Below are 24,122 nucleotides of genomic sequence, written 5' to 3' on the forward strand. Positions count from 1 at the left end.
ACGTCTCCGTAGAGAAATCCATCATCGTCCAGGCTTCCGAGGCGCTGGGCATTGTGCCCCCGGAATTCGAATACCTGTGCACCCAGAAGCTGGCCCAGTACCGGCTCCCTGACGCACCCTCATACAAGCTGAACAACCTGGTCACACAGCTCGGTCTCCCCGGATTCGCCCACCACGACGCCGGTGAAGACGCCATCGCTGCAGCCAACCTCGCAATACGTATCGCCATGGACACCGGGATCGCCGACATCCACGAACTCTTCCCGCCGGCCAGAAAGCCGCGGCCCTACGCCAGGAGGACACCTTGACCGCCACTGACACCGTGGACATCTGCATAGCCACACCGCTGCCCTCGAGCATTCTGCTGAGCGTAGGTTCGCTGATTGACGCTGCTTGGCCCGGGGCCGAGATAGCCGCCAACCATGACCCCCGGGTCAACCAGGTCATCTTCCGCATACCCAACCGCCCGCCGGTCCAGCTCAGCGCCGCAGAGGCAGCATCACTGGTGCGCGAACCTGACCCCGAAGGCGACCTTGAGGTCACCCGGCTCGGCCCGGACGGCGCGGGGATCCTGACACCCGAAGCGCTGGCATCAGCCCTGCTTCCCGTCATCGAGCAGGCCTTCACAGAGTTCCCCGACGCTGAGAACTACCTCGAGATCCCGGTGTTCAGCCGCGAGGCAGGCAAGCGCTACCTCCTGACGTTCAGCCGTTCCGCAGGGCAGACCCCGCACGAGCTGCGCATGCAGGCTGAGCGCAAGCTCGACCGCGCCTACGCGGACTGCTCCGCTGCCGAACTCACAGCAATCCACCGCCTCCTGGAACGTCCCCGCCCCGATGGGGAGTCCGACTCCTTTGAAGCCGGAGTGAAAGCCGCCATGAACGTCATCAGGGAGCTGAACTACGGGCGGCGCTCAGCCTGATGCTCACCGACGAATCCTCCGGCACATACACGGCAGCTGCACGCCCGCGGCCCGGGGTCCGCTCACTGGTTGCGGGCCTTTGGCGCTTCACCTGCTTTCTTGCCATGTCTGCGGTCGTGCTGTGCCTGGGTTTCGCAGCCATCCTGCAGTTCATCCCGGATGCCGCCGCCAAGATCGGCGTCTACGTTCCCTTCGTAGCCCAGTGGGCTCCGGCTCCTGCAGCCTCGGATCCTGACGCGGACGAATCAGCTCCCGGGCGCCTGCTTGCAGATGCGGACGCCGTGATCGTTCCGGCAGCCCCAGGAGCGGACAGGCCCACACCCGGACGGGATTCATCACCCCGGCCGCTGGGTACTCCGCCGCCGTCCCCGGGGGACAGCCGCTATGCCCTGATGCGCGAGAACACCGCCTATGACCCCTGCCGGCCCATCCGGTACGTCACCAGTACGGAAAACATGCCCGATGGAACCGCTGATCTCATCACGGCCGCCGTCGCCGAGGTGTCCAGGGCAACTGGGCTGGTCTTCATTGACGAGGGGACAACCTCAGAGCCGGCATCCGGGAACCGCAGTGCTTTCCAGCCTGAGCGGTACGGTGACCGCTGGGCGCCGCTGCTGTTCATCTGGAAGACCGAAGCGCAGCAGCCCAAGTTCACCAGCGATGTCTACGGCACCAACGCCGTCGGCATCGGCGGCAGCATCGCGTACACCCTGGAAGGAAAGGGCAGCGCCTACGTCACCGGGGAAGTGCAGCTGAACACGGCTGTGCTCTCACGTGATCTGTCCAAACCAGGAGGCAGAGACACCGTCCGGGCAGTCATTGCGCACGAGCTGGCCCATGTTGTCGGCCTCGACCACGTAGATGACCCGAGCCAGCTCATGGCGCCCACAACGAGCAGCTCCGTTTCGAGCTTCGGGCCCGGGGACCTGACAGGCCTTGCCCTGCTTGGCAGTGGTGCATGCATCCCGGAGCTCTAGCTGCTCTTCACAGCGGCAGCCGCACACAGTCTGGTGTGATGAATCAGAGCCCTGCCCCCGCACCAGCCCCGGAACCGCTCGTCCTGCCCGAAGCGCCCGAAGGCAAAATCGACCTGACCCGTGGGTGGGATGCCGCCTGGGCCTCGCTCACGGACGGTTACCCGGGACTGGGCAGCACTCTGGCATTCATCGGCGTTGCCATTGTCGTCCTGGCACTGTTCCAGTGGGCCTGGGCGGCACGCCGCGGCAGGGGACAGGGGCAGGCTGCCAAGCCGGTCTGGGGCGTCATGGTCATCGGCTCGCTGCTCACTGCGCCGACCGTCATCATCCCGCTGCTGCTGGGCATCCTCAGTACGGTCATCAACATCGTCTTCTCACTCTTCCGCGGCGCCTTCGGCATCTAGCCGGCGGTGTCGTCCACCAGAGTCACAGAGTGCCGGAGTCGCAGACTCCCTGACTCACAGAGTTGGGCTAAGGCAGCCCGTGCCGCACACAGAGCAGGCATGAACAACGTCATCAACATCAACCGCCAGCCCCAGGGAATCCCGGCCGGAGGACAGTTCGCGGCCACAGCACACACCGAAGCAGCAGGAGTCAGCCTCGGCCGGCACGCCGCGCCGCAGGTCCGTCCCATCCCGGAAAGCCTTCTCATGGGGCAGGTCCAGGACCCCCAGCTCACCAATGACCTGAACCGGCACGTCGAGATGGCCGCCGGCTACGGAATGCCCGAATACAACCGGGACGCCTTCCTTGAATCCGTTCCCTATGTCCCGCGCGGTGAAGCCGAAGAGCTTTTCTACATGGCCATGGACTCCGCCTCTGCCGGGGACCGGCGGGCCTACTGCGAAACCGCCGCAGCCCGCAATTCCGAGCTGCACCCTGGCGGAGCAGTCAGCGGGTACACCCCGCCCCGGGCCAAAGTGGAACAGGGATACCAGCAGGGTCTGCTCACCACCGGTGAAAAGCACGACCCCTACCGGGACATCACAGCCGTCGCAGCGGACATCCGCACGGAATTGAAGGAAGCCGCAGCAGGAAACTACCTGCCCGCTGGGCTGACTTATTCAGTGCGGACCTCCCGATTCTCCGGCGGACAGTCCGTGGACATCACCGTGCGGGGCGTCCCCGACGAGGACCGCCTGGACCCGGACAAGTACGACGAGACCTACAAGATCTATGGGTGGCGCGACGAAGCCGAAGAGCTCCGGAAGCGCGTGGAAGAGATCGCCAACGCCTATAACCGGGTGGATACCGACACACAGGCGGACTACTTCAACTACTCCTACTACGCCCACGTGACCCTCGAGGACGACCGCATGCGTGAGCTGCGCGAACACGAAGCCGAGCAGCGCCGGCTCAAGCGCGAAGCCGCAAAGTCTGCCTGACGACTGACCGACAGAGGGGGTGCTTCGGAATCGGGGCACCCCCTCTCTGCTGCCCGGGGAGAAACAGAACTCCTGCCGCACACATGGGAACCATGGACAAGACAATGGTCAGGCAGCGCGAAGACGGCACCACCTACCTTGAGGGCTACGCTCCCGAGTATCCGGTCAACGGGGACGCCCTCGTTCTCTTCGGCTGGAAAGCCAAGGGCAAGCTCCTGGACCGCGCCACCAAGATTTTCGTCGAATCCTCGGACATGGTCTCGCGTGCCAGGAAAGAACTGGGCATCAGCGAAGACGACCGCAGCGCCGACGCATGGGCTGTGGCAGGCCAGGTGCACGCTGTACTCCCGGGCGGCATCCCCGCTTTTGTCGCAGCCACCCCCTCTGACGCCCGCGCCGCGGCATAACGCGGGAGAATCATGTCAGTAATCGACAAGCGTCAGGTCACCTCGGTACGGCACTAATACATCGCACCCTCGCCTGCCTGCTGGACAGACATCCAGACGGCCTTCCGCATGGCAATCCAGGACCGGGAACAGGCCGGATACACCAGCCACTCCGACGACTCCATCCGCGTAGAAGGCGACGGGGAAGAAACAGTCACCGTGTTCTGGATCGAAGACCCCCGCGACACCTAGGGGCACCTGCGGCCGGACCGCCAGCACCCACCACCATCAGGAAAACAGTGAGTCTCGACTACATCAGCAAGAACTTCAAAGTCCCCGCCGTACGCGGAGCCAGGGTCGCCACCAAAGAGCTGAACCCCCGGTTCGGTACCGTCATTGGCGCGCGCGGCAACCTGGTCCGCGTCCGCCTCGACGGGGTTGACGATTCCGTTCTGCTGCACCCGCGCAAAGGCCTGCACTACCTCGAATCGACCGACAAGTCCTCCGCAAAGGCTGCCTGACAGGGGCGCCGGCCTGCTCCACGGACTGCTTCGGGTGCTGCCCAGATCGACGCATGTTCCGGAGCATGAGACCGTCCCTCCGACACCGATTCCTCTCCGTCCCCACCGGCGTCCGCGTCGACCTGCAGTGGCCGGCCGGCCCCGGGTTCCGCCGGCGCCTGCACGGCATCATCGGCTGCAGTACATCAGCCAGGGCATCATCCCCTGACGCAGTAGACCCGCAGGCCTTCGCCCGTGCCTTCACCATCCTCCACGAGGACCCGCACCGGGCCGCGGGGCTTTTCCATGCGATGGGCTACGAGGTGACTGTGGGCGTCCATGACTCTGCCGGAACGGTGAGCGCACAGGCCTGATCCGCACACATGGAATCCATGAGTACGAAAACAGCCTCCGTAAACCACAAGCTGAGCACCGAAAGCCTGGAGACCCTCCGGCAGAGCATCGCTGAAGCGCCGGCATCTCCGCTGGGCCCGTTCGACCAGTGCGACCGGTGCAGCAAAGCCGCCCGTGCCAGCTTCACCTTCACCGATTCCGTTCTGCTTTTCTGCGGCCACCACATGCGCACGAACCTCGGCAGCCTTCTGGCAGCTTCCCCGGCTGAGTTCTGGGTTGCCGCAGAGGATCTCTGGTCGGTCAAGGGTATCGACGCGCCGGCCCAGGACCACCGGCGCTCGGGCGACGGGCTCACCGACTCCTAGCAGTCCACCCCCAACACCAACTAAGGAACCCATGCGCAGAATACTTGCCGTGCTGCTTCTTGCACTCACGGCCATGACCGGCACGGCCACCGTGGCCTTCGCCGATAAACCGGTGGAGATTATCGTCGAGGACACGGCCGGTGTGCTGGACCTGAATACGCTGCTGCCCGCTGTGGAAGACATCGACTTCTATGAGCCGACGACCGTGGCCATCTACACCAGAGCGGGTGAGTACGAGGACAACTTCAACGAGGAGGTTCTCAAATACGCCCGCGCCGAGCGCCCCGACTGGATCTCCGCGGACGGACAGAAGTGGGCTGACGGGCTCTACCTGTTCGCCCTGGATCCTGTTGGCCGGCAGGTCGGAACGTACATGGGCGAGGACCGGAAGGTCAGCCTCGGCGACCGCACCAAAATCCAGGAATCCACCTACGGCCTGCTGCGCGACGCCCAGTGGACCGACGGGGCCATCAAGGGCATCGAATCCGGTGCGGCCATCATCAACCGCCCCTGGTACAAGTCCCCGGCCTTCGTTGGCTTCATGACCGTGGTGGTCCTGGTCACCGGTGCAGGCACCGGAGCATACCTGTTCATCCGCAACCGCAATATGCGTCACGGCAGGGAATGTCTCAGGTGGGGTGACTGGGCGTATGCCAAGGTCACGGCCGACCTGGACGTCACCGAGCTGAACGCCAACACGATCCCCGCCAGCTCCACTTACGGTGCACGGGTCCTGGAGAACCACCGGACTTTCGCGGATTCCTACAGGCGGGTAACCGAACTGGCCAACATCGTCAGCGACTTCACCGACAAAGACCTGAAACGGGGCTCCAACCTGAAGAAGGCCAAGGAATACGCTGACCTGGCTACGAAGCTGGACGGCGACGACGACCTCATCGCCGACACCAACGCCCTGCTGAACCGTTCCTCCGGCTGGGAAAAGGCCTGGGACCGCCAGGTCGACCCGTTCCGCCAGGACCTCAATGAGGTGCCATCAGTCCTCCAGCAGCGCGGAACCCAGGCAACCGGCAACGCCCTGTCAGACTTCCGGAACCAGGCCATGGCACGTATCGAAGCCTGGCCGGCGGAGCTGGCAGAGCGGAAGATCACACCGGAGACTGCACTGGACCAGCTCCGCGGCGCCCGGCAGCAGCTCTCCGAACTGCTGCGCCAGCACGCCTACGCAGCCGCGGAGGCTTACACCAGCTCGGCTGCAGAGCAGCGGACCATGCGCCGTGCCATCGACGAATCCTTCAGCCGGTCACCGCACCGCCGCCGCGGAATCCTCGACACCAGCTATCCGGGTACTGTGTTCATCTCAACGGGGATGTTCAGCCAGGGCTACTCGGCCGGCACGTCCAGGGTGCAGTCTGACCGCCGCGCGGCCGAGGCAGCAAGCCGGCCCAGCACCGGGTACGGCTCCTCCGGCGGAAGCTTCTCCGGTTCGGGAAGCTCCTCGCGCTTCTAGCAGCCATCCCGGCGGCCCCGGACCGATTCGAATGAGCTAACGTCCGGGGCTGTCTGCGGTACGGGCTGCCAGGAAAGCAGTAATCCGCAGAATGTGTGCCTCGGTGAGCCCGTCCTCCGCCGTCGGCCGGACCATGAACAGTCCCGCACCTGCCTGCCCGCGACGGAACAAATCGTCGTATGCATGGCCATGGGGGATGTCGTCGTCAATCCAGACCAGCCTGCGGCCCGATGAGAGGTGGCGGCGGACGCACTGGATCTTGAAGTCAGTCCCGGCCTCCGGGTAATCACGGAAATCCTCCACCTCGAAGTCCGGCAGGCCAAGGGCAGGAGCCAGAACGGTGCGGGCCTGCTCATGCCATCCGGTCAGCCAGCGAACCTCTGCCAGTGCCGACAGCGCGCGGATCCAGCCGGAAATGCTTGGGTTGTACCGGCCGGTGCCGGGATCATCAACCCACGGCACCCGGGGATCCGAGAAATCGTTAGCCGGGTCGGGAAATGTCAGAACGGCACCGTCCACATCCAGCAGCACCAGGGGCTGCAGCTCGTTCGTCAGCATGGTTCCATGTGTGCGGCGGCCCGCCCGGCATTCACCGTCGAGCAACCCCCGCGGTGCCGGACACATAGGGGATATGAATCCAATTAGCACAGTGACATCGCAGGCTGCTTTGGCCGAACTGCCCGTCCACGCCGTCGTCTGCCTGCCGGGAACCCCTGACTGGGGCGCGGTCAAGACGGCGGACGACGCCTGGACTGCCTTCGGCACTGCCGGCACCTGCAGCAGTGAATTCGTCTGGAAGTGGCTCAACCAGGGGACTCCGGCCGCAGTCTGGGTGCTGTGGGATCCGGAGGCACCTGCCCCGCATGTCCCTCCAGTGGTCTGGCGGACGACCATCCCCGGACGGAGGCCGGAGACGAAGCTGCACAAGACGCTGGGCCATGCCCGCGGTGCCATCACCCACCGCGTCGGCACCTATCCGTACTTCGCGGAGCATGATTTCCGCATCGAAGAGCTGGATCCCCGGACCAACGAATTCTTCGTCAGGCACTTCATCCGCCAGGGAACCCGTATGGACCGCCTGCCCTGGAAATAGGCAGTAGCCGGGGAGCTGCGGTATCCGTGCCGCACACATGGTGGATATGACACTCCTTCGCGTACCCCATGGATACCGCCTCTCCCCCGGCACCGGCCCGGAAGAGTTCCTGCACCGCCTTGCAGCAGTGATGAACCCGGTCCGGGACCGCCTCGACGCCGAGCAGTTCATCGAACTGGCCGTCGACTCCATCGACCGGGCCGACGTCTACGGACGCCCCCGCCCTGCCGCGCCGCTGGATGACGCCTGCGCCGCTTGGGCAGCCGAGCAGGAAACGATGAACCGGAACCTTGTGTGGTTCGACCCGAACTCACTGGCCGTACGCATTGGCCGGGACCCCGCCACCGGGCGGCACCTGATCATTGCGGCCACCGACCGCCGCCCGTACATCGACGCCCTTGAAGCCATGCCCGAGGTGGAGAATTACCGCTATCAGGCCATCATCGAATCCATCCCCGACGGCATCAGCGATGAAGAATGGCAGGAGCGGGCCGATGCCTGGACCCGCATGCTTCCCGGCGGCAGCTCCGAAGGAATGGACCTGTGGAATCTGCGCGAACCGGGAGATGCCCGCACCCGCCAGGTCATAGCCGCGGTCCAGTCCGCAGAAGTGCTGGCCAGCGCCTACAACCCCATGACACGCGAAAGCCGCGCCCATCGCCGGGCCGCGGAGAAATACGCCCAGTATCTGTGCGCTGAGCACGGGTTCGACATGATGCCTGCCATCATGCGGGCCAACCGCGTGCCGCTTCCTGCGCTGCAGGGAGTCATCCACTACCGGCTGGCCGCGTTCTCCTCGGAGCTGCTGGCGACCGGTTCCGGGGCCAGTGCCTTCACCGACCTGGACGAGAAATCCTGGGCGATGCTCAGTGCGAAGGACCATGAGGCGGTCGAGGAGGAGCGCGCCCGCGCCGGCCTCTGAGCCCGCGGGCCTGGTCTACGCATGTGTCAGGGCATGAATTCAATCCCGGACCGCTACCCGCAGGCACCTGCCGAAGACCCCGGAACCCTTCACCGGACGGCGGTAACGGCTATGACCGTCATCATGACTGCCCTGAGCCTCATGACGGTCTTCAAGGTCATCGACCTGGATCCGGACCTGCTTACCCTTCAGCTCGAAACGGCCAGCCAGGAACAGGTGGGCGCCTGGTTCGCCGTCGCGGCGCTGAGCGTCTTCGGGGTTTACAAGGCGGTGGGCTACATCATCGCTGCCGGGCTGCACGGGTGGAACGGATACCGCAGGGCGATCGAGCCGATCCTGGCTACCTGCTCCCTGTTGCTGCTGTGGCAGGCCAACTACACCGGCGACGTCCTGGCATACGGGCTGCCGGCACTGGTCATGGCGCTGATTGCCCGTTCGGTATCCGAGGCCATCCGGCGGGATCCCGAACCCCTGGGCTAGTCCTGGGAGGCCCTGCGGTGCGGGCGGCGGGGCGGGACGGACAACTCCCCGTCCTGCTCCAGGGCGCGGTATACGGTGGTGCGGCTGACGCCGAAAACCTCGCCGATCTCCGCGACGGTTTTCTCTCCGCGGGCGTAGAGCTCTCTTGCCCTGGCGGTCTGTTCTTCAGTGAGCAGCGCCGGCCGGCCGCCAGTCTTGCCGCTGGTGCGGGCTGCAGCAAGACGGGCACTGGTTCGTTCACGAATGAGGTCGTGTTCGAAGGAGGAAAGCGCCTCGAAGACGCAGTAAGCGTTGCCCGGAGCGGATGTGTCGATGCCGTTAGCCAGCACGCGCAGTCCGACGCCGCGGACTCTGAGGTCATCAACCAGTTTCAGAACGTGCCGCAGGGACCTTCCGGGGCGGTCGAGACGCCAAATCACGAGAGTGTCGCCGGGCCTAAGGGCGTCAAGAATCTTTTCCAGCTCTGGGCGGGGATCAACGGGTCCTGTGGACCGGTCGGTAAACACCTCATCACAGCCGGCGCCGGCTACGGCGGAGACCTGCAGATCAGGTTCCTCGTCAACAGCACTCAGCCGGATATACCCAATCAGATGCCCCATGCGATGGAATGTATCAGGTTTTTCTGGGAAGAATGCGAACGGAATCTAGTTCATGTGGCACTGCATATCAACCTTATGCGCATGCACAATGACACAGTTGATCAAACTGTAATTGGTGCCTCTGAACGTGACGGCACCCTGCATGCTTTTACGTATTTCCCGCGGCGAAGAGAAAGTGGCACACCGCCGCACACATGGGGGATATGAACGCACTGAAGATCACCCAAATCGCCCTGCTCGCCTCCGCACTGCTGATCGGCCTGCTGAACCCGGTCTACAACGGGCTGACGATCCTGGCACTGCTCTTCGCTGCTGCCGCCGGATACATCGGCTACCGCTACCGCGGGATTCCCGCTGCTGCTGAAACTGCAGCCTAGCCAACACACTCCAGACAGCAAAGGACGGCCCCGCGGGGCCGTCCTTCTTTGTGTGCCAGGCCTATTCGGCAGTCAGGGCGCGGCGGACCTTGCGGCCCAGGCGGGCTTCCTCCTGGTCGATGTCGGGGTCCATCAGGGCCGTCTCCCAGTTGCCGTCGTGAACCCAGGTCAGGTGGGTCATGTGGCGCGATGCCATGACGCACAGGCGGCCGGGGGCAAGCTGGTGAGAGCCGGCGCTGGTGTAGCCGATGAACGGGTCCATGGCGACTACGGCGTGCCACTGGCCGCCCTGCATCTTGTCTGCGGTGCCGACGAAGATACCTTCTGCGTTCAGCGACCGCAGGACAGCGGTGATACCTGAGGACTGGGCGTTGTGGGCCACGACGATGGCAATGTCAGAGGCTTCCAGCGGGCGGGCGAACACTTCGCCGTCCCGTCCGGTCTCCACGATTTCCACGCCAATAAGTTCGGCGGCATACTCGGCAACCTGCACCAGGGTCGGCAGGTCATCAAATGTTGCAGCAGGCTCGACGAGCAGCGGCACGATTTCCGATACGCGGTCACCGTTCTCGTCGGTCAGGTAGCGGTCTGGACGGGATGAAGTGAACGGGAACTTGTACAGGCAGGAAATGGCATCGACCGTTTCCTGGCCCAGACGGTAGGTGGTCTGCAGCGCGTGGGTTTCCGTGTAGTCCTGCTTGGCGAACACTTCGGGTGCGCGCATCTGCGGGGCAATGTCGTGGCCGCGGAAGGCAGACACATCGGCGGTAACGACCGGGCCGATCTGTCCGGGGTCTCCCACCATCAGGAGCTGGTCAGCGCTGTCAGCGGCGGCGGTGATGTCCGCGAAGGTCACCTGGTAAGCCTCGTCAACGATCATCACGTCGCAGACCGGGGGATTGGAGGCCTTGCACGATGCCACGGTCCTCACGACCGGAAGGTTGCGTCCGCCGTCGGCGGCACCGCCGGGGGATACGCCCGGAGGCGGGTTCATGCCGCTGACCGACAGAGCGATCTGGGGCCGTCCCTCTTTGTCCAGGCCCATTTCGGCGCCAATGCGCTCGGCAATGTCGTATGCACCGCGCCGGGTGGGGCAGGCAATGACGATCTTCAGGTCCGACCGCTCCTTCAAATATGCCGTCAGTTCAGCGACCAAAGTGGTTTTGCCGGCACCGGGAGGGGAGTCAACGATCGTTACCGCTGCGCCGGACCACACGCTGTAGAGGGCCTTCGCCAGGGCAGAACCGTCAACGAGGGAGCGCCCTTCGGGAACTGCAGGGGCCGCGGGTACGGTTTCGGTCTCGTCGAAGTCGTTTTCGGGTGCGAACCCGAAGTCTGCGAGGTCAAGTCCAATGGTTGTCATATCTCCCATGTGTGCGGCGCAGGGGAGGAATCTCCCCGCCCTAAGGGCACCGCTGTTCTGCTGGATCCAGCCGTACTGCCCGCCCCGAAGGCTTCTGCCCTGAGGTCACCGGCCCCGCACTGAAGCGGGGAGGAACAGCGTGCCTGCCGCACACATGGGAGGTATGACAGCCACAGCCTCTCCCAAAGAACTCCTCGCAGAACACCGCAATGAAAAGCGGCTCGAGGCAGCATCACACAACGCACCGCTGGACCGATCCGCCTTCCCCGGCCTGCGCTGCGAAGCCACCGGAATGATCTACCTGCGCGGCAAGGCCCTGACCTACCGCTCAATGTTCAGTGCCGGTTCGGAAGCCCTCACGCCTGAAAAGCTGGCCGACCTGCTCACCAGCGAAGGCACCAGCACTGTCGTCGCTGACCCGTACACCTTCTCCAAGCTCCTGATCATGGGCGAGAACATGCCCTCCAACGATTTCAAGTCACTCACCCGCCGCCTTCGCATCAGCCGCGGCCTGCCCGGCTCGGTGAAACTTCCGGTGCTGACCGAGGCCCTGACCACCCGTTACTGGATGCAGGACGAACTGGCCGAGAACAAGGTAGAGGACTGGGCCGAGGCATTTGGCCTCACCGGACAGAAACTGCCGACGATCATGCGTTCGCTGATCGGTCTTGCATCCCAGGGCCGCACCACCGGTGCCCTTGGCTACGAGAAAACCGTCAAGGGCATGATGGACCTGGAAACCCGGCTCATGGGCAACTGCCAGTACTCAGGGATTTCCACCGACATTTACGTCTACCAGATGCTCGAAGCGTTCAACGCCAAGGCCAACGGACTGAAGGCACTGGACCCCGGACTGCTGGCCCTGCACGCCATGGACGGACAGGCCTGCAAGCTCGTTCCCATGAACGTCGCCCACGGATCTTTCACCGCATCTGTGTCCTCCCCGTTCAAGCTGAAGGAAGGGCGCGAGGTGCGCCTCACTGACGGCATTTCCATTGCCGCGACCAAGCTGGAGAGCCTTCGCTTCGGCGGCGGCGTACTGCACGCTGTGCTGGATATGCCTTCGGCGCGCGGCGAGGGTCCGCTGATGATTTCCCGCGCCAAGGACGGCAAGGGCGTCCTGTACGCGGTCGAAGGTGTCTTTGAGAGCCGCGGCCGGGCACTGAAGAACAAGCGCTGGCTCGGCGGCGACGTAGAACGCATTGCAGGCCGGGACGTACCCCTGGACGTGTCCCTGGCCGGCGCGCCCACCGAATAACCCCTGAACTCCTGAGCACCCCGCACGGCTGTCACCTGGCGGGGTGCTCAGGCATGCCCAAGCCGTTTCCGGAGGTGGTGAGAGACTGCCGTGCTGCCACACACATGGAGGGCATGAGCACAAAGCAGCTACCCAAGTCCCTCCGCAAGCTAAAGCCCGTCCTCCGCGAGCAAGACTGGGCCTATGAGGCCACCTCCAAGGGGCACATCGCCATCATGGACGCCTCCGGGCGCACCGTCACCCACGCCGCCGGAACAGCATCGGACTGGCGCTCCACCCGGAACATGCTCGCCATCCTCAAGCGGAACGGTCTGGTCCTGCCGCCCGGATTCAAACTCGACTGACCATTCTCCCTGCCGGGTCCGGGCACAGCGCCCCGGCCCGGCACACTGCTGTCCCGGAACAGGAACCCATGAGCACGAAAACCGGCTGGTGCATGACCGCCGACTGCGATACCGACGGCGCGCGCGGCGGATGCCCGGTGCAGGCAGGAAAGAACCCGCCGTGCACCTGCTCCTGCCATCAGGGGGCATCGGAGGCCCGGGGGTTCCTGGAGGAGCGCACGCGTATCTCCCGTGCCAGAGCCGACAGGGAAGCAGCGGCCGTATCCTCCTAGCGGGGAGACCTCACCCCGGTGCCGCACACATGGGAGGCATGAGCACACTCACCACTCCCACCAAATCCCAGATGCTGCTGTTTCAGGCATGGCGCGCAACCGCGCTGCAGATCATGCCCTACATGGCCTCCACACTGTTCGCCCTGCGTCCGGTAGCAACCACCGAGGTTGACACCTTCGCAGTTGACGACGGGATGCGCCTCTACATCAACTTCGACAAGTGCGCGGAAATGGGACCCCAGTTCGGGGCCGAGGGCCTGCTGCACGAGTGCTCCCACCTGCTCGCCGAGCACTCCATGCTGGCAGAGGTTGCCGGTGTCACCGACGAGGAACGCAAGATGTGGAACATCGCCGGTGACATGGCGATCAACGACGACCTGCGCGACGCCGGATGCTCCGCCCTTGCCGCCCACGGTGTGTTTGCCGCCCAGATCGGCCAGCCCGATTACCAGACACCCATGACCTACATGGAAGCTCTGCGCCGCAAGATGGCCGCAAAGCCCAAGCAGCCGCAGTCCGGCCAGGGAAAGCCCGGCAAGGGCCAGCAGGGTCAGGGACAGGGCCAGCAGGGACAGCCTACCGACCAGTCCGGCGCCCCCATGAAGGGCTGCGGCTCCGGTGCCGGTTCTGACAAGGGCGGCTTTGAACTCGGCAACGACGACATGCAGGGCAAGGCACCTGCCGCCTCCGGCGCAGAGAAGCAGATGGTACGCATCAGCACCGCCGCTTCCGTCCGCCAGCACCAGGAACAGCACGGCATCGGCTCGGTCCCCGGCGGCATCGCCCAGATCGTGGATGAAATCCTCGCCCCGTCCGTCACCCCGTGGGAGCGCGTGCTCGCCTCCTACATCCGCCGCGCCGTCGCCCACAAGCTCGGCCAGCACGACACCACCTACGCCCGCCGCCACCGCCGCCGGATGAACGAAACCCTCCGCAACAAGCAGGGCGGAATCGTCGGCCGCGTCATTGCTCCGGGCTACATCAAGCCGGTTCCCTCCGTGCACTTCTACCGCGACACGTCCGGGTCCGTAAACGACCACGACCTCGCGCTGGCAACCAACGAAGTACTGGCTATCGCCAAGAAGCTCGGCATCCGCGGAGACGACCTTGTCGTTTCCGACATCGACACCGAAGTCCACCAGTCCAAGAAGTTCGCCGGCCTGGACTCCATCACCGAAATTCAGGGCCGGGGCGGCACCGAAATGGGCGAGGCAATCGTCCACGCCACGAACCTGAAGAAGAAGCCGTCCGTCATTGTGATCGCCACCGACGGGGAGACCTACTGGCCGACCGAGCGCCCGTCCGTTCCGGTCGTGGTCCTGCTGGTCAACCTGCGCTCCGAGCACTGGAAGGAAAACGTTCCGTCCTGGGCGCACGTCGTTGAGGTCAAGAGCAATGACTGATTCTGAGCTGGTCGTCATTCACGGCTACCGCCTGCCGGGGGGAACCAACCCCCTGGCGGCGGCGGCCGCGCTGCGCGATATGGCAGAACCCATTCGTGCCGGCCTTGAACTGCGCGAGGTTGCCTTCCACGCTGCCAGCATCCTCGACGCTGCCGACCTCGCAGGCTCCCCGCGCCCGGCATCAGTCATGTTCGATGCGATCAGCGCACAGGCCGAGCATGTTGCCGCCATCATGTCCGGCGAGCACAGCTGCCCGACCGTAACCCTCGGGATGGCCTTCACCGACGATCCCGTTACCGGCGACGTCATGGCACTGGCCTTCCACCACCACGAGGAATACGCCCGCGGCATCGACGAACTGGGAATTGCCGAATACTTCCCCTACTGGGACGAGGAAACAACCGGACAGCCCCGCCCGCTGGGCATCAGCTCCAGCGAATGGGCCGCGCGCGGAATCATGTGGGAACGCGCACTGCGCGGGACCGACCCGCAGGACCCGACCGGGACTCTGCGCATCGAATTCGGTTCCCCGCTGCCCGGTGTTGACCTGCTCACCCGCGCCGGAGACATCCTGGGCGAAATCCCCAGCATGGAACACCGCATCCACCGCGCCCTGAACGAGCTGGCCCAGAGCCAGGATTTTGAGTCCCCGGCAGAGGCCATGGCCTTCATGGCAGCTATGCCCGCGCACCATGCCCGGGTCGAAGAATCACTGAAGCCGATCTCCCTGGCCGACCTTGCAGGAGGAACCAAATGAGCGTCATGCCCATGCCGGCACCTCCGGCAAACCGTTTCGTTCCGGCCATCACCGCCGTCACCGAACGCCGCGGCGTCACCGTCGTCGTGGACCGCCAGCCGAACCTGTGCCGGTGGGCTGTGCACTCCGTTGATTCGTCCGGACGCGGCACGGTCCTCTCCGGTCCGGGAGCCGCCCAGGAGTCCAACCCCTCCAACCGCCAGCTTGCCGCCCAGATCACCGAAGCGGTCACCCGCGCTGTCCCCGGCGACGAGGACTACCAGGTCTTCGCCTCCGACTGGGTAACCGCTGAACTGCTGCGCGCCAAAACAGCTCTGCCGGTCTCGGACCTCTACGCCCCGCCTTCTGCCCTCAACGCAGCCCGCGAGGCGATCGCCGCAGTGGAATCCCGGATGGTGGAGAACCTGACCATTGCCTGCGATTCATCCCGCGGCAAGGGACGGAACATCAACGGCTGCGGCTGGGTCCTGGCGTACTCCAACGGGGCGGATCCGGTCATCGGCTCCTACACCTCGGTCAGCACCCATGGCGGCATCCGTGCCGGGGAACTGGCAGCCATCCGGCGCGGCCTTCAGTCCACCCTGAGCCTGCACCCGATCCTGCGTGAAGGCGTCGGCTCCCTGAAGGTCCTCACGGACTCGAAGCCGGCACTGGACCTGCTCGACCGGGTTGCCCGGGGCGCACACGACGCCTTTGACGACTCGGACTCGGTCTCGGAGTGCCGCCGCATCCTCGGCTCAGCCCGCGGGATCAACATCAGCTTTGAATGGGTCCGCGGCCATGACGGACACCCCCTGAACGAGCTGGCCGACCGGCTGGCGGTCCTGTCCCGCAGGAACCGGGAAATGAAGGTGGATGAACTCACCAACGCGCGGATGATCGCCGCTGTCCGGAAGGATGCCAGGGAAATCTGCGCCGCGCTCCGGCAGCGGTGAGAGACTGACCAGACGCCGCACACATAGGGAATGTCAGGGCAACCGCCCGAACTACTTTCTCTAGGAGAACCCCGTGGCTACTCTCACTTCCTCACCGTTCAACCGCGCACTGGCCGCCGCCGTCCGCGCCAACGTCCCTGTCGTTATCGAAGGCGAGCCGGGCCAGGCCAAGACCGCCAAGATCACCGGCATGGCTTCCGGCTGGGGCTACCACCCGGAGGTCATCATCGGCTCCACCCGCGAGGCCACCGACTTCCTGGGCGTGATGATCGAGAACGACGGCGTTGTCAGCTACTCCTCGTTCAACTGGGTGGAGAACCTGAACGCCGCCGAGAAGGGCCTGGCCGTTTTTGACGAGTTCAACACCGCCGGCCCGTCCACGATGAAGGGTATGCTCCGGGTCGTCCAGGAGCGCTTCGTCGGTGACACCAAACTGCAGGACAGCGTCGCCATCGTGGCGATCATGAACCCGACCGAGACGGCCGTGGATGCCTACGACCTGCCCGCCCCGATGGCCAACCGTATGCTGCACCTGACCTGGGCCTTCGACTCGGCCGAATGGCTGGACGGCGTTGGCACCGGATTCGCCCACACCGTGTACCCGTCCATGCGCGCCCTGCTCGCCGAGGACCCGGTTGCCCGCAAGGCCGCCGTCGCCGGTGCCGTCACCACGTTCCTGCGCCACAAGCCGGACCTCATGACCCCGCCGGTCCCGACCGACCCGGCCAAGGCTGGCGGCGCATGGCCGTCCCCGCGCTCCTGGACCAACGCCATCAACGTCCTGTCCCAGCTCGAAGCAGAGGACGATGAAGCGGCCCTGATCGTGCTGACCGGACTTGTAGGCGACGGCCCCGCCACCCAGTTCCTCGTCTGGATGGAAGCCAACGACCTGTACAACCCCGCCGAGGTGCTGGAAAACCCGTCCATCGTTGACTGGTCCGACACCCGCGCCGACCGCCTGTTCTCCCTGGTCAACTCCGTCACCACGATGGGCCTGAGCCGCGACGAGGACTGGAAGAAGGCCGCCATGGTCCTGACCGCCTGCGCCGTCAACGGCAAGCCCGATGTGGCAATGCCCGGAGCGCAGAAGCTGGTGAACAACAAGCCGGTCGAAGCAAAGATGCCCTCGGTATTCAAGAACGCCTTCATGGAACTGTTCAGCCAGACCCGCTACAGCGTAGCCCAGGCAGCCTAGCCACCTTCAGAAGGGGTCGTCTCCACCGGGACGGCCCCTTCTGTCATGCCCGCGGTGAGAGAGCCGGGATGCGCCGCACACATGAAGACGACCCGCAGCACCGCAGCCTCCGATGAAAGTGACCCGGACACCTATGATCACAACCCCCGCCGCCACCGTAGAACGCCTCTCAGCCACGGAACCGGTCATTTCCAACATCCGCAAGGCCGCCACCTACATCGGCCGCATGCCCGCATCCCACGCCCCGGACCATGGCCTGCTTGCCGACTTCGACAAGGCCATCGACCAGCACTGCACGCGCGTAGCGGGCCTCCCCTCCGACAACGGCTTCGTTCACCGCACCCACGAAGCTGCCAAGCGCGTCCTGGGCATCTAGGGGGATCCACCGGCGGCACCTGCACAAATCGGGGTGCCGCCGCACACAGAGTAGGCATGAGACCAGCACAGAACCGCCAGCCTATGGGCATCCCCATCGGCGGCCAGTACGCTACCGCAGCCCACCCTGAAGCAGGCATCGCCCTGGGCGGTCCCGAGGACCGCCGCACCATGGCCGAACGCCGCGAAATGCTCCTGGCCGGCGGCTATGTTCCGGCAGCTACGGTCGCCGCCGCCACCTCACCGAAGTCGGCAGCAGACCGCGAAGAATGGTGGAACCGGAACTTCGTCGGTGCCGAGTACGCGGCCGACAAGGGCAAGAACTACCCGCAGATGCCCGACGACTACACCCCGGCCAAGACCCTCGGCCAGGCCATGTCAGGCAAGCGCCGGACGCACCGGATGAACTACAGCAACAAGGACATCGACCTTCGGATGCCCTCCGCCACGTCCATCAAGCGCTACTCCGGTGAACACGGCAACCCCACCTTCGATGTTCCCGTTTCGGTGTCCATCCGCGGCGGAGCTCCCAAGCAGACCTGGGTCCGCGTCACCAAGACCGGCCCCCACTCCTGGGAGACCACCCACCTGGGCGGACCGCAGAACACGCAGGCATCCTTCATGGTGTCCGAAGCTGTCGCTGCAGTCCTGGAATCCCGCCGCCCCTCGACGGCACTGAACGGTGTGGAGAGCCTCATCAAGGCCCGCCGCATGCGTGAAGCAGCCAAGGGCGCTGAGATGGCTCCGATCTCCTCGTCCTTCATTGACGAGGTCGGCTACGACCCGGCCACCAGCACGATGGCGACCCGGATCGGTGACAAGCTCTACGGGCACCGTGTGAACCCCCACACCTACGCCGCCATGGCCAACTCAGAGCGCCCCGGAGCCGTCTTCAACAAGCTGGTCCGCACCGTCAAGGGAGCCGGCGTCGAGAAGTGCTCCAGCTGCGGCCGGTTCACCAACATCGAGGTGACCCACGTCTGCCCGAAGGGCCACCGCCCGGCAGCAGACCTGAACCCGGAGCACACTGAGCGGGCACGCCGCCGCGCAGAGTTTGTCGCCGCCAGCCGCTCCCACGGTGAAAAGGCACCTGCCGCCGCAGCACCGGCAGCCGCGCCTGCTGCACCGGCCAAGCCCAAGCCCGCACCCAAGCGTCCAGCAGCGAAGCCCGCCCCGGCTGCAGCACCTGCCCCGGCGCAGGTTCGGCGTCCGGCACCGGGACTGAAGAAGGCACCGGCACGTGCAGCTGCCAGGCCCGAAGCCCCGGCACGTCCGGCACACCTGGTGAATCCGATTATGGACAACCGCGTCTACCGGCGCGAGGTTGAAGCCCTCCAGGGCTCCGCCGCATCCTCGGGATTCTCCGCCCGCGGCAACGGACCGGCCCGCCGCGCTGAGGTCAGTATCGTCTCCGGCGGCAAGGAAGCCCGCATCGACTTCGAGCCCGACGGCACGCTGAAGCGGTCCGTGGACGACAAGCCGGTCGAAGCCTTCGACCCCGGCCACGCAGACGCCCTGCGCATGGAGGCCTGGGCCAAGGAGAACGCCCTGGCGATGGCCCGGATCACCGATGCCGAGCGCCGCCGCCGGCCGGCAGCGCCAGGCACTGTCTAAACCCCCTCCACCGGCCGGGTCCGCAGCATCGCGGGCCCGGCCTTTTCCGGCTCCACCACACACCTGTTAGGAACCCATGAGCACCTTTGACGCTGAGCCGTCCTCCGCTGCGCCGACCGGGAAGGGACCCGTGACGCTGCCCCGGGACCTGCGCCTGAACCCGGGCGAGGAAGCTGTTTACCTGCTGCGGACCCACCCGAAGGTCCTCTTCCTGCCGGCAGTCACCTGGCTCATCCTCGCCGCCGCGGCCGTGGCCTGCTACATGTTCGTACCCCGCGGGATGCTCGACGGCTGGCTCTACCTGGGACTGCAGGCCGTGACGTGCGCCCTGACCCTGCACTACGCCGCCTGGCCGATCCTGCAGTGGTGGAAGAAGGTGTACATCGTCACCACCAAGCAGCTGATCATCCGCGAAGGCGTCCTGTACAAGAAGTCGATCAGCTCGCAGCTGGCCCGCGTCTCGGACATCCACGTCGACCGCGGCATCCTTGACCGGATCTTCCGCTGCGGCACCCTCGTGATCATCAACGCCGCCAACGGTGAAGCATCCCAGTCCAGCAAGCGCGTCATCTTCTCCGATGTTCCGCACGCGCTGAAGGTCGAGCAGACCCTCAAGGACATGGTCTACCACAACAACCACACCGCCTCGATGCCCGGAGTCTCCACCTACTAGACGCCATCCATGGGCCGGGCGGCACCAGGCCAAAAACCTGTCACCCGCCCGGCTCCGGCGTGCATAGAAACAAGCAGAGCAACTTCCAGCGAAAGGCATCATGAACATCACCGGACTGCACGGCTACGCCCGTTCGGGCAAGGACACCGCAGGCATGCACCTGATCGAGCACCATGGTGCGTCACGCTTCGCTTTCGGAGACACTCTGAAGGAGCAGGCGGCAGCCCTGGATTTCCGTCTCGACGGGACACTCTCCCTGGCGATGCTCGTGGAGTCCGCAGGCGGCTGGGAGGCCGCTGCCGGCCACCGCGCCCATGGAGCCGAGGTCCGGCGGAGCCTGAAAGCCTACAAGGAGCTGATCGCCGCGGAATTCTCGGACCACCGCCCGGACGCAGAGCTCATCGACGACCTGATACTCCTGGACCCGATGATCGACGGGGCAACGACCATGGCCGGCCTCCTGGAAGAGCTGGGCGGTGACTGGGAAGCAGCCAAGGACCACCGCCTCCACGGGGCCGAGGTCCGCCGCATGCTGCAGGTCTACGCCACCGAGCTGTGCCGCACCAACTACGGCGCCGACTGCTGGGTCGGGAAGGTTGAGCAGAAGATCCGGGCTGCCGGAGCCACCGAAGTCGTCCTGACCGATGTCCGCTTCGAGTCCGAGGCCGAATGGGTGCTGGCCAACGGCGGACGCATCATCGAAATCACCCGTCCCGGTATCGGACCGGTCAACGGCCACTCCTCCGAAAAAGGACTCGATCCGCGGCTCATTTCAGCGACCGTAGCCAACGACGGCACCCTCGATGACCTGGCCCGCCGGATGGAAGAGGCAATAAACCTGTCACCCATCACGGCCCGAGCCGCATAGAAGTCAATAGAGACAATCACTACTTAGGAGCTGCACCCCATGTCCAAGATCGTCATTGAAGGCACTTTCCCGGCCCAGCTGCCCGTCCGTGAAGACGGCACGGCGTACCCCTTCTCGATGGCCACCCAGAGCGCTGCCGTCTTCGCCGACACCCGCACCGACCTCGTGTCCTACCTCGTGGACGGCTACGAAGAGCTTCCCGCCGACACCGAAGGCGACGACACCGCCATGTGGCTGCGCTACAAGGCCTCCGTGGCCCTGGCCAACCTGCACCAGCAGGTCCTGGCCGCAGACGCCACGAACGCCGGCACTTTCGACCCCTCCGTTGAAACCGAAGACACGCTCACGACCATCTTCACGGACCGCTCCGAGAAGATCGACGAGATCGCTTCCTGGGACCGCGAGTTCCCCCTTGTCCTCGTCGCCAGCGGCTACGCGCCGTACACGACCACCCCGCGGCCGTCCGGAAACGTCCAGTGGCTGGACCCGTACACCGAAAAGACGTTCCTCGAAAGCGTCCAGACCATCGGCCTGGCCGAGGTCTTCGCCGCCGAAGACTAGGCCGCATACACGAGCGCCCCGGTTCCGCATCAGCGGGCCGGGGCGTTTGCGTGTCCCGAGAAGGGGATGTCAGCGCAGGTCGCCGTCCGGCACGAAATGAACCGGTGCGTCCGCCTTCGGTGCGGGGGTCATGAGGTTCTCGGCACGCTGGGCTGACCTGAAGGGGGCAGCCATCTTCGCGGAAGCCTTCACCGAAGTCTGCAGGGCGAGTGCTGCCGGAGTCTTGGATTCCCAGGCTTCGCGCGCGGTGCCCGAGGGGGCCTCGCCGTCCTCATTCCTGGGTTCCAGGCTGCCGTCGGAGAAGGTCAGGGGGCGTCCTGCGGCGTTGGAATACTCAAAGCCACTGCCGGGGCCGGCGTCGTCGATGAGGACCACAGAGGCGGGCTCAGAGGGCTCCCCGGCGCACTCGGGCGCTCCGGTGGCTGTATCCAGCTGCGGATATGAGGTGGTGGTGACCCTGACCTGGGTCCGTTCACCGGCGGGCTCGATGTTCCACACGGAAAGTTTGCAGCCCGACGCCGGTCCGGGGACCGTGAATTCGACGCGGTGCTCATCGACCGGGGTCACGGCGGCCGCCCACAGGACGTCGGTGCGGAACGTGGAGTCCGTCAGCGTGGCCTGGTTGGTGATGTCCGCGCGCAGCTGCTGCTTGACCTGGAACTGGGTGATGCCTGCGATGCCGGCTGCAATGGCGCCGATGGAGACCAGGGAGACGATGGATCCCACCAGGGTCTGGATCATGGTGTTGCCGGCTTCGCCCCTCAGTGCCTCGGCCATGGTGATTCTCACTGGTCGTCGTGCCTCTCGCTGTCCTGGTCATCGGTGCCGGGGCGGGGGCCCCAGACGGGCTGGCCGCTGGAATCGAAGCCGGTGATCATGAGGTTCTCCGGCTGCGGGACGGGCAGGGTCCGTGTGCGTTCTGCGTTGCCGGCGGCAGCTGTGACGGTGACTGTAGCCGTGCCGTCTTCGGAGGTTCCGGCCTTGACCTGCGCACAGAGGTCCCCGGAGCACAGTTCGCCGTCTTCCGGCACGGTTCCGGCTGCGGCCTGGTCAAGGTAGGCGGCTGCGACTGCGCTGACTGTCCGGCTGGCCGCGGATCCGTCCCTGACCTTTGTCGTCGCGCCCATGGTTGAAAGCAGAGAGGTGGTCATCAGGCTCAGGAACAGGGTCGTGAAGATGACGAAGACGACCGAGGCAGGCATGTTGCCGGCTTCGCCCTTCAGCGCCGCAGCGGGGGAGAGGATGCGCCTATTTGCCACTGGTGACCTCATAGACGGTGAAGGTGTCCTTCTCGTAGGTGGCTGGACCTTCGGTCTTCACGGTGATGGTGGATCCGGGCTTCACCTGGAGGCGGCCGTAGTACCAGCCGGAGCTGTCCCTGGGGATGTCCACCGTGGTCTTCGCGTCGCCGGCACTGAAGGTCAGGGTTGAGTCCTTGTCTCCGGATTCCGTCTTGAAGACGTACTGGAGGGTTTCTGCGCCTTCGGCGGCCTTGAACGTGTACTTCGCACCGCCGGTGCCTTCCGTGAGCTCCACTGCCTCATGTGCAGGCTTCGGGGCGGCGCCGTTGCCGGAGACGCTGAGCTGAGCCTGGACACAGTCTGCCGGATCCGGGGCAGAGCCGGAGCAGCTCTCCTCAGCACGTCCGCTGCGGGGTACGGCTGCATGCAGGATGTCCCCTTCACGCCGGATGCTGACGGTGAGGTCGCCGGCCGGGACCTGGGACGGGGCGGTGGTGTACGAGCCGGCACGCGGGAGTTCCTCTGCCAGCACGCTGTTCAGTGCGATGCTCCGGGCAGCGTTGGTGCTGTTGGCGATGGAGGCTTTGCCGGCCACGAGGAGGAAGGAGGCGCTGGCGACTATGACGATGCCGACGACGAGCATCCCGATGAGGGCGCCAACGAGAAGATCCCCCCGTTCGGACCGAAGAACAGCACTGAGCTTCTTCATGGACTCCGTTCGAGGGGATCAGGGGTGGGGTAAAGCGGTGATGGGCCGCCCGGAGAAAACCGGACGGCCCATCGAGGGTGTAGCTGGGTTAGTTGCCGTCGCCAGCCACGGTGTAGCCGGCCTCGGCCTTTGCAGCCTCGAAAGCTGCGTCGATGTCGGCACCCGCGATTTCCTTCGGGGTGTTGTCGACGCCGGAGACCATGAAGAACTTGCCGGAGCCGGACTCGGTGACGGCGACGAAGTTACCGACCTTGCCCTCCATCTTGATGTCACCTTCCTCAGCGACCTTGTCGCCGATCAGGTCAACGCCCGACTCGGCCAGGCGGTCCAGGTCAGCAGCGTAGGTGTTGACACTCTCGCCGTACTCCTCGGTGGAAGCGGCCAGGTAGACGCCCTGGGCGGTCACAACCGCGCCGAGGTCCTGCTGGGCACCCTTGTCCTGGGCGAAGGGGATAACGCCGAAGATCGAGGCCAGCACGCCGGCGGTCAGGATGCCGACCACAACGACGCCGACGAGGATGGACGGAAGGTCAAACGCGCCGGACTCGTTCTTGAACGCGTCGGACATGCGGGAGTTGGCCGAGGCCTTGGAGGCGGTGACCATGGAGAAAGCAGAGCTCAACGGAGATCCATTCTGTGAAGAAGATTGAGCCGGCTCTCTGAAGGGTCCTTCGGAGGCCTTTTCTTTCGGGCTCACATACAGAAGTGGCCGTGCGCGCAAAAATC

The 24,122-nt window shown here is 65.2% G+C and carries 32 protein-coding genes and 1 pseudogene; 26 read left to right on the forward strand and 7 right to left on the reverse strand.

Annotated elements, in window-relative coordinates:
• The 11 genes and pseudogenes from ACSLGO_RS04295 to ACSLGO_RS04345 form a co-directional block, all read left to right on the forward strand.
• Window positions 1–308: pseudogene (locus tag ACSLGO_RS04295) on the forward strand (3'-5' exonuclease); the annotation flags it as partial.
• On the forward strand, window positions 305–922 hold the full coding sequence (locus ACSLGO_RS04300) for a hypothetical protein (RefSeq protein WP_436400027.1): 618 nt from the start codon (window positions 305–307) through the stop codon (window positions 920–922). The pseudogene ACSLGO_RS04295 and the gene ACSLGO_RS04300, both read left to right, overlap by 4 nt.
• 104 nt (window positions 923–1,026) lie before the next feature.
• Window positions 1,027–1,899, forward strand: a complete 873-nt coding sequence (locus tag ACSLGO_RS04305; RefSeq protein ID WP_436400029.1) for a matrixin family metalloprotease — start codon at window positions 1,027–1,029, stop codon at window positions 1,897–1,899.
• A gap of 38 nt (window positions 1,900–1,937) precedes the next feature.
• On the forward strand, window positions 1,938–2,303 hold the full coding sequence (locus ACSLGO_RS04310; RefSeq protein WP_436400031.1) for a hypothetical protein: 366 nt from the start codon (window positions 1,938–1,940) through the stop codon (window positions 2,301–2,303).
• A 99-nt stretch (window positions 2,304–2,402) separates the two neighbouring features.
• A complete protein-coding gene (locus ACSLGO_RS04315) occupies window positions 2,403–3,284 on the forward strand; it encodes a hypothetical protein (RefSeq protein ID WP_436400032.1) in 882 nt (293 codons plus the stop codon).
• Between the two features lie 92 nt (window positions 3,285–3,376).
• Window positions 3,377–3,691 carry a hypothetical protein gene (locus ACSLGO_RS04320; RefSeq protein WP_436400035.1) on the forward strand — a complete coding sequence of 105 codons (315 nt, stop codon included), beginning with the start codon at window positions 3,377–3,379 and terminating at the stop codon, window positions 3,689–3,691.
• A 108-nt stretch (window positions 3,692–3,799) separates the two neighbouring features.
• Window positions 3,800–3,922, forward strand: a complete 123-nt coding sequence (locus ACSLGO_RS04325) for a hypothetical protein (RefSeq protein WP_436400038.1) — start codon at window positions 3,800–3,802, stop codon at window positions 3,920–3,922.
• A gap of 47 nt (window positions 3,923–3,969) precedes the next feature.
• On the forward strand, window positions 3,970–4,191 hold the full coding sequence (locus ACSLGO_RS04330) for a hypothetical protein (protein ID WP_436400039.1): 222 nt from the start codon (window positions 3,970–3,972) through the stop codon (window positions 4,189–4,191).
• A 65-nt stretch (window positions 4,192–4,256) separates the two neighbouring features.
• Window positions 4,257–4,544, forward strand: a complete 288-nt coding sequence (locus ACSLGO_RS04335) for a hypothetical protein (protein WP_436400042.1) — start codon at window positions 4,257–4,259, stop codon at window positions 4,542–4,544.
• Window positions 4,545–4,562: 18 nt separating this feature from the next.
• Entirely contained in the window at window positions 4,563–4,889 is a 327-nt protein-coding gene (locus ACSLGO_RS04340) for a DUF7455 domain-containing protein (RefSeq protein ID WP_436400044.1), read from the forward strand.
• 31 nt (window positions 4,890–4,920) lie between these two features.
• The gene (locus ACSLGO_RS04345) at window positions 4,921–6,357 is read left to right on the forward strand and encodes a DUF5129 domain-containing protein (protein ID WP_436400046.1); all 1,437 of its coding nucleotides are present in this window, start codon (window positions 4,921–4,923) and stop codon (window positions 6,355–6,357) included.
• 36 nt (window positions 6,358–6,393) lie between these two features.
• Here the strand turns inward: ACSLGO_RS04345 and ACSLGO_RS04350 are convergent, their stop codons facing one another.
• The gene (locus tag ACSLGO_RS04350; protein ID WP_436400049.1) at window positions 6,394–6,915 is read right to left on the reverse strand and encodes a hypothetical protein; all 522 of its coding nucleotides are present in this window, start codon (window positions 6,913–6,915) and stop codon (window positions 6,394–6,396) included.
• A 73-nt stretch (window positions 6,916–6,988) separates the two neighbouring features.
• Here ACSLGO_RS04350 and ACSLGO_RS04355 point away from each other — a divergent pair, with 73 nt between their 5' ends.
• From ACSLGO_RS04355 to ACSLGO_RS04365, 3 genes are read left to right on the forward strand one after another with little or no spacing between them, the layout of a single operon-like run.
• A complete protein-coding gene (locus tag ACSLGO_RS04355; RefSeq protein ID WP_436400051.1) occupies window positions 6,989–7,450 on the forward strand; it encodes a hypothetical protein in 462 nt (153 codons plus the stop codon).
• Between the two features lie 46 nt (window positions 7,451–7,496).
• A complete protein-coding gene (locus tag ACSLGO_RS04360; RefSeq protein WP_436400053.1) occupies window positions 7,497–8,372 on the forward strand; it encodes a hypothetical protein in 876 nt (291 codons plus the stop codon).
• A 33-nt stretch (window positions 8,373–8,405) separates the two neighbouring features.
• On the forward strand, window positions 8,406–8,852 hold the full coding sequence (locus ACSLGO_RS04365; protein WP_436400056.1) for a hypothetical protein: 447 nt from the start codon (window positions 8,406–8,408) through the stop codon (window positions 8,850–8,852).
• Here the strand turns inward: ACSLGO_RS04365 and ACSLGO_RS04370 are convergent.
• Window positions 8,849–9,451, reverse strand: coding sequence for a recombinase family protein (locus ACSLGO_RS04370; RefSeq protein ID WP_436400058.1), 603 nt, complete (start codon window positions 9,449–9,451; stop codon window positions 8,849–8,851). The two genes, ACSLGO_RS04365 and ACSLGO_RS04370, sit on opposite strands and share 4 nt — an antisense overlap.
• 203 nt (window positions 9,452–9,654) lie before the next feature.
• Between ACSLGO_RS04370 and ACSLGO_RS04375 the strand changes: the two genes are divergently transcribed.
• A complete protein-coding gene (locus ACSLGO_RS04375; RefSeq protein WP_436400060.1) occupies window positions 9,655–9,828 on the forward strand; it encodes a hypothetical protein in 174 nt (57 codons plus the stop codon).
• 61 nt (window positions 9,829–9,889) lie between these two features.
• Here the strand turns inward: ACSLGO_RS04375 and ACSLGO_RS04380 are convergent, their stop codons facing one another.
• Window positions 9,890–11,191 (reverse strand): AAA family ATPase, encoded by a 1,302-nt coding sequence (locus ACSLGO_RS04380; RefSeq protein WP_436400063.1) that lies wholly within the window; start codon window positions 11,189–11,191, stop codon window positions 9,890–9,892.
• A gap of 163 nt (window positions 11,192–11,354) precedes the next feature.
• Here ACSLGO_RS04380 and ACSLGO_RS04385 point away from each other — a divergent pair, with 163 nt between their 5' ends.
• The 11 genes from ACSLGO_RS04385 (at window position 11,355) to ACSLGO_RS04435 (ending at window position 21,446) form a co-directional block, all read left to right on the forward strand.
• Window positions 11,355–12,449, forward strand: coding sequence for a hypothetical protein (locus tag ACSLGO_RS04385; RefSeq protein WP_436400065.1), 1,095 nt, complete (start codon window positions 11,355–11,357; stop codon window positions 12,447–12,449).
• 113 nt (window positions 12,450–12,562) lie between these two features.
• Window positions 12,563–12,793, forward strand: a complete 231-nt coding sequence (locus ACSLGO_RS04390; protein WP_436400067.1) for a hypothetical protein — start codon at window positions 12,563–12,565, stop codon at window positions 12,791–12,793.
• A gap of 310 nt (window positions 12,794–13,103) precedes the next feature.
• Window positions 13,104–14,468, forward strand: a complete 1,365-nt coding sequence (locus tag ACSLGO_RS04395) for a vWA domain-containing protein (protein WP_436400070.1) — start codon at window positions 13,104–13,106, stop codon at window positions 14,466–14,468.
• The gene (locus tag ACSLGO_RS04400) at window positions 14,461–15,225 is read left to right on the forward strand and encodes a hypothetical protein (RefSeq protein ID WP_436400072.1); all 765 of its coding nucleotides are present in this window, start codon (window positions 14,461–14,463) and stop codon (window positions 15,223–15,225) included. The genes ACSLGO_RS04395 and ACSLGO_RS04400 overlap by 8 nt, the downstream gene beginning before the upstream one ends.
• Entirely contained in the window at window positions 15,222–16,160 is a 939-nt protein-coding gene (locus tag ACSLGO_RS04405) for an RNase H family protein (protein WP_436400074.1), read from the forward strand. Before ACSLGO_RS04400 ends, ACSLGO_RS04405 begins: the two co-directional genes overlap by 4 nt.
• A gap of 73 nt (window positions 16,161–16,233) precedes the next feature.
• The gene (locus ACSLGO_RS04410) at window positions 16,234–17,355 is read left to right on the forward strand and encodes an ATP-binding protein (protein ID WP_436400076.1); all 1,122 of its coding nucleotides are present in this window, start codon (window positions 16,234–16,236) and stop codon (window positions 17,353–17,355) included.
• A gap of 133 nt (window positions 17,356–17,488) precedes the next feature.
• On the forward strand, window positions 17,489–17,731 hold the full coding sequence (locus tag ACSLGO_RS04415) for a hypothetical protein (protein ID WP_436400078.1): 243 nt from the start codon (window positions 17,489–17,491) through the stop codon (window positions 17,729–17,731).
• 56 nt (window positions 17,732–17,787) lie between these two features.
• A complete protein-coding gene (locus ACSLGO_RS04420) occupies window positions 17,788–19,344 on the forward strand; it encodes a hypothetical protein (protein ID WP_436400080.1) in 1,557 nt (518 codons plus the stop codon).
• Window positions 19,345–19,420: 76 nt separating this feature from the next.
• A complete protein-coding gene (locus ACSLGO_RS04425; protein WP_436400082.1) occupies window positions 19,421–20,017 on the forward strand; it encodes a PH domain-containing protein in 597 nt (198 codons plus the stop codon).
• Window positions 20,018–20,117: 100 nt separating this feature from the next.
• A complete protein-coding gene (locus ACSLGO_RS04430; RefSeq protein ID WP_436400084.1) occupies window positions 20,118–20,885 on the forward strand; it encodes a hypothetical protein in 768 nt (255 codons plus the stop codon).
• Between the two features lie 39 nt (window positions 20,886–20,924).
• Window positions 20,925–21,446 carry a hypothetical protein gene (locus ACSLGO_RS04435; RefSeq protein ID WP_436400086.1) on the forward strand — a complete coding sequence of 174 codons (522 nt, stop codon included), beginning with the start codon at window positions 20,925–20,927 and terminating at the stop codon, window positions 21,444–21,446.
• 69 nt (window positions 21,447–21,515) lie between these two features.
• Here the strand turns inward: ACSLGO_RS04435 and ACSLGO_RS04440 are convergent, their stop codons facing one another.
• The 4 genes from ACSLGO_RS04440 to ACSLGO_RS04455 form a co-directional block, all read right to left on the reverse strand.
• On the reverse strand, window positions 21,516–22,235 hold the full coding sequence (locus ACSLGO_RS04440) for a hypothetical protein (RefSeq protein WP_436400088.1): 720 nt from the start codon (window positions 22,233–22,235) through the stop codon (window positions 21,516–21,518).
• Window positions 22,232–22,705 (reverse strand): hypothetical protein, encoded by a 474-nt coding sequence (locus tag ACSLGO_RS04445; RefSeq protein WP_436400090.1) that lies wholly within the window; start codon window positions 22,703–22,705, stop codon window positions 22,232–22,234. Before ACSLGO_RS04445 ends, ACSLGO_RS04440 begins: the two co-directional genes overlap by 4 nt.
• Window positions 22,695–23,396, reverse strand: coding sequence for a hypothetical protein (locus tag ACSLGO_RS04450; protein WP_436400091.1), 702 nt, complete (start codon window positions 23,394–23,396; stop codon window positions 22,695–22,697). Before ACSLGO_RS04450 ends, ACSLGO_RS04445 begins: the two co-directional genes overlap by 11 nt.
• 88 nt (window positions 23,397–23,484) lie before the next feature.
• Window positions 23,485–24,018, reverse strand: coding sequence for a hypothetical protein (locus tag ACSLGO_RS04455; RefSeq protein ID WP_436400093.1), 534 nt, complete (start codon window positions 24,016–24,018; stop codon window positions 23,485–23,487).
• Window positions 24,019–24,122: the final 104 nt, after the last annotated feature.

This window comes from Arthrobacter sp. IK3, assembly GCF_051337705.1.
GTDB classification, from domain to species: Bacteria; Actinomycetota; Actinomycetes; order Actinomycetales; family Micrococcaceae; genus Arthrobacter_B; species Arthrobacter_B koreensis.